Raw genomic sequence first — 3873 nt, 5'->3', positions numbered from 1 at the left:
CTCCGGCACGGCCGCGGGGTCCGGCCCGCTCGCCTTCACCGGCTCGGACGCGCTCCCTGCTCTCGTGCTCGCCCTGCTGCTCGCGGGCGCCGGCACGGTGCTCGTGGCACGTCGGCGACGCCGCACCCTGATCGACCACTCGGGGCTGTAGCCCCGGCGGGAGATCGACGGGAGGCGCGGGTCCGACAGGGCCCGCGCCTCCTGCACGTCCCGGTCCCTGCGGTGGACCGCCTCGACACGACGCGGCCGGACCGGCCGCGTCGAGGACTCAGGCGACGGCGGTCGATCGCGGTCGCGACGCCCCCGTCGGGACCGCGAACGACGTCGTCTCCTGAACGCTCGACGCCCGGTGACATCGGGCCGGCGGGCAGGTCGGCCCGCGGGGGCCTACGCGGCGACGCGGGCGTGCGCGTCGGCCAGCAGCTCGACGGAGCGCAGGCGAGCCGACGTGGCGAGCGACGAGTGCGCGACGATGACCTCGTCCGCGTCGGCGCTGCGGGCGAACTCGGCGACGTAGTCCGCCACCTCCTCGCCCGTGCCGACGCCGGTGAAGGTCGTCATGCTGGCGACGTGCGCACCGACGGGCGTGCGCAGGAGGTGATCGAGCTCGTCGTCGCCGAAGGTCCGGTCGACCGTGATCTGCCCGCTCTGGCGCAGCAGCATGAGCAGGCGGGCGCGCTTGACGTCCGCGAGCTGCCGGTGGGCATCGTCCGAGTCGTCCGACGCGATGGCGTTGACGCCGGCGATGACGTACGGGGCGTCGAGCTGCGTCGACGGCTGGAACTCGCGGCGGTAGATCGCCACGGCGTCGTGCAGCATGTCCGGCGCGAAGTGCGACGCGAACGCGAACGGCAGGCCGAGCGCGGCGGCGAGCTGCGCCCCGAAGGTCGACGAGCCGAGGATGTACAGCGGCACGTTCGTCCCGGCGCCGGGCGTGGCGCTGACGCCGGGGATGCGCGACTGGCCGGCGAGGAACGCCTGCAGCTCGACGACGTCCTGCGGGAACCGCTCGGACGACGCCGGGTCTCGGCGCAGCGCACGGAACGTCGCCTGGTCGCTGCCGGGAGCGCGGCCGAGGCCGAGGTCGATCCGCCCCGGGTGCAGGGTCTCGAGGGTGCCGAACTGCTCGGCGACGGTCAGCGGCGAGTGGTTCGGCAGCATCACGCCGCCCGAGCCGAGCCGGATCGTCGACGTCTGGCTCGCCACGTGGGCGATCAGCACCGACGTCGCGCTCGACGCGATCGTCGCCATGTTGTGGTGCTCGGCGTACCAGACGCGTCGGTACCCGCTCGTCTCGGCCTGCTGCGCGAGGGCGACGGACGCCGCGAAGCTGTCGCGCGCCGTCTCTCCGGGTGCGATGGGGGCGAGGTCCAGGATCGAGAGGGGAACGGTCATGGGGACTGCAACCACGGAGGCGCAGGTGGTGTTCCCACGGGTGCTGTCCCGACGGCGGAGGAGGCGGCCCGTGCCGTCCCTCGGGACCGCGCGGACCGCCTCCTCGGCTGGCTCTGCCGGCTGCTACAGGCCGCGCGCCAGGCGGTGGTACGCCGCGTTCCAACGCACCTCGCGCGTGAACTCGCGCAGGGTGGTGTGCTCGTCGATGATGAGCAGCTCGGTCTCGAGGATGCGCGCCAGGTCCTCGAAGGCCTCGAGGCCGACGGCCGTCGACATCACGGTGTGGTGGGCGGCGCCGGCCGTGAGCCAGGCCTCGGCCGAGACGGCGAACGACGGGCGGGGCTCCCAGACGGCACGGCCGACCGGCAGGTTCGGCAGGTCGGCGTCGGGCTCGACCACGTCGACGACGTTGACCGTGAGGCGGAAGCGGTCGCGCACGTCGCTCATCGCCACGACGACGGCCTCGCCGGGGTCGGCCGTGAAGACCAGGCGGACCGGGTCGTCCTTGCCGCCGATGCCGAGCTCGTGCACCTCGAGCGACGCGCGGGCCGAGCTCAGCGACGGGCTGACCTCGAGCATGTGCGCGCCGAGGATCTTCTCGGCGCCGGGCACGAGGTGGTAGGTGTAGTCCTCCATCAAGGAGGCGCCCCCCGGCAGGCCGGCGCCCATCACGGCGGCGGCACGCACCAGCACCGAGGTCTTCCAGTCGCCCTCGGCGCCGAAGCCGTAGCCCTCGGCCATCAGGCGCTGCACCGCGAGGCCGGGGAGCTGCGTCAGCGCCCCCAGGTCCTCGAAGTTGGTCGTGAAGGCGCCGAAGCCGCCCGCCTCGAGGAACGAGCGCAGCCCGATCTCGATCGCCGCGCCGTCGCGCAGCGACTGGTGGCGCTCGCCTCCCGCACGCAGCTCGGGGACGACGTCGTACTCGCGCTCGTACAGGGCGACGAGGTCGTCGACCGCGGACTCGGGGGCCGCGGCCACCGCCTCCGCCAGCTCGTTGACGCCCCAGGTGTTGACCTGCACGCCGAACGCGAGCTCGGCCTCGGTCTTGTCGCCCTCGGTGACCGCGACGAAGCGCATGTTGTCGCCGAAGCGAGCGAGCTTCAGCGAGCGCATGGCGGCGGCGCCGGCGGCGGCACGCATCCAGGTGCCGACCTGCTGCTGCACGCGCGGGTCGCTGACGTGGCCGACGACGGTCTTGCGCGGCGCGCCCAGGCGGGTCTGGACGTAGCCGAACTCGCGGTCGCCGTGCGCGGCCTGGTTCAGGTTCATGAAGTCGAAGTCGATCTCGGCCCAGGGCAGCTCGACGTTCGCCTGCGTGTGCAGGTGCAGCAGGGGCTTGCGGAGGGCGTCGATGCCGCCGATCCACATCTTCGCCGGGCTGAAGGTGTGCATCCAGGCGGTGACGCCGATCACGGAGTCGTCGAGGTTGGCCTCGAGCATGGTGCGCTTGATCGTCTCGGCGTCGGTGAGGACGGGCTTCCAGACGAGCTCGACGGGCACGTCGGAGGCGGCGGCGAGCTCGTCGGCGATGGCCTTCGACTGCTCGGCGACCTGGCGGAGCGTCTCCTCGCCGTAGAGGCCCTGGCTGCCGGTGAGGAACCAGACCTGCTTCGAGGCGAGGAAGGCCTCGGGGTCGACGACGTGGGACGAGGTGGCAGCGGCGCTGCGGGAGTTGCTGGTCGTGTCGGTGCTCATGCGAGTGCTCCTGAGGGCTTCTGGCCGTAGACGTTCTGGTAGCGGTCGAAGAGAGCGTCGATGCTCTCGACCGGGATGGGGATCGGCTCGCCGAGCTGGCGGCTGAGATGGACGGTGCGCGCGACGTCCTCGGTCATGACGGCCGCCTTGACGGCGTCGCGGGCGTCCTTGCCGATGGTGAAGACGCCGTGGTTCTGCATCAGGACGGCGCGGCTGCGGTGGCCCTCGAGCGTGCCGACGATGCCCTCGCCGATCGACTCGTCGCCGATGATCGCGAACGGGCCGATCGGGATCTCGCCGCCGAACTCGTCGGCCATGGCGGTGATCACGCACGGGATCGACTCGCCGCGGGCGGCCCAGGCCGTGGCGTAGGTGGAGTGCGTGTGCACGACTCCCCCGACCTTCGGCATGTGGCGGTAGACGTAGGCGTGCGCCGCGGTGTCGCTCGACGGGCTGCGCTCACTGCCCGGACTGCCCTCGACGACCGTGCCGTCGAGGTGGCAGAGGATCTGGTTCTCGGGCGTCAGGTCGTCGTAGTCGACGCCGCTCGGCTTGATCACGAACAGGTTCGTGCCGGGCACGCGCTGCGAGACGTTGCCGCCCGTCCAGACCACGAGGCCGTACCGGGTGAGCTCGGCGTGCAGGTCGCACACGGCGCGACGCGTCTCGTCGATGGCGGTCTCCGTGGCGCGGTCGATGAAGCTCACGCGGTCACCTCCGCAGCGGTGTCGGCGGCGGCGTCGGCGCCGGCCGAGCCGCCGGAGGCGGCGGGCGCCTCGGGCT

The 3873-nt window shown here is 72.7% G+C and carries 3 protein-coding genes; all 3 read right to left on the bottom strand.

Annotated elements, in window-relative coordinates:
* Positions 1-387: 387 nt before the first annotated feature.
* Positions 388-1395, bottom strand: coding sequence for an LLM class flavin-dependent oxidoreductase (locus RWM17_RS12985; RefSeq protein ID WP_314104296.1), 1008 nt, complete (start codon positions 1393-1395; stop codon positions 388-390).
* 123 nt (positions 1396-1518) lie between these two features.
* A complete protein-coding gene (araA, locus tag RWM17_RS12980; RefSeq protein ID WP_314104294.1) occupies positions 1519-3090 on the bottom strand; it encodes an L-arabinose isomerase in 1572 nt (523 codons plus the stop codon).
* On the bottom strand, positions 3087-3797 hold the full coding sequence (locus RWM17_RS12975; RefSeq protein WP_399540489.1) for an L-ribulose-5-phosphate 4-epimerase: 711 nt from the start codon (positions 3795-3797) through the stop codon (positions 3087-3089). The genes araA and RWM17_RS12975 overlap by 4 nt, the downstream gene beginning before the upstream one ends.
* Between the last annotated feature and the right edge of the window lie 76 nt (positions 3798-3873).

This window comes from uncultured Frigoribacterium sp. (assembly GCF_963515265.1).
Classification (GTDB): domain Bacteria; phylum Actinomycetota; class Actinomycetes; order Actinomycetales; family Microbacteriaceae; genus Frigoribacterium.
The sequence above is the reverse complement of the archived record's forward strand: the minus strand, read 5'-3'. Positions and strand labels throughout refer to the sequence as shown.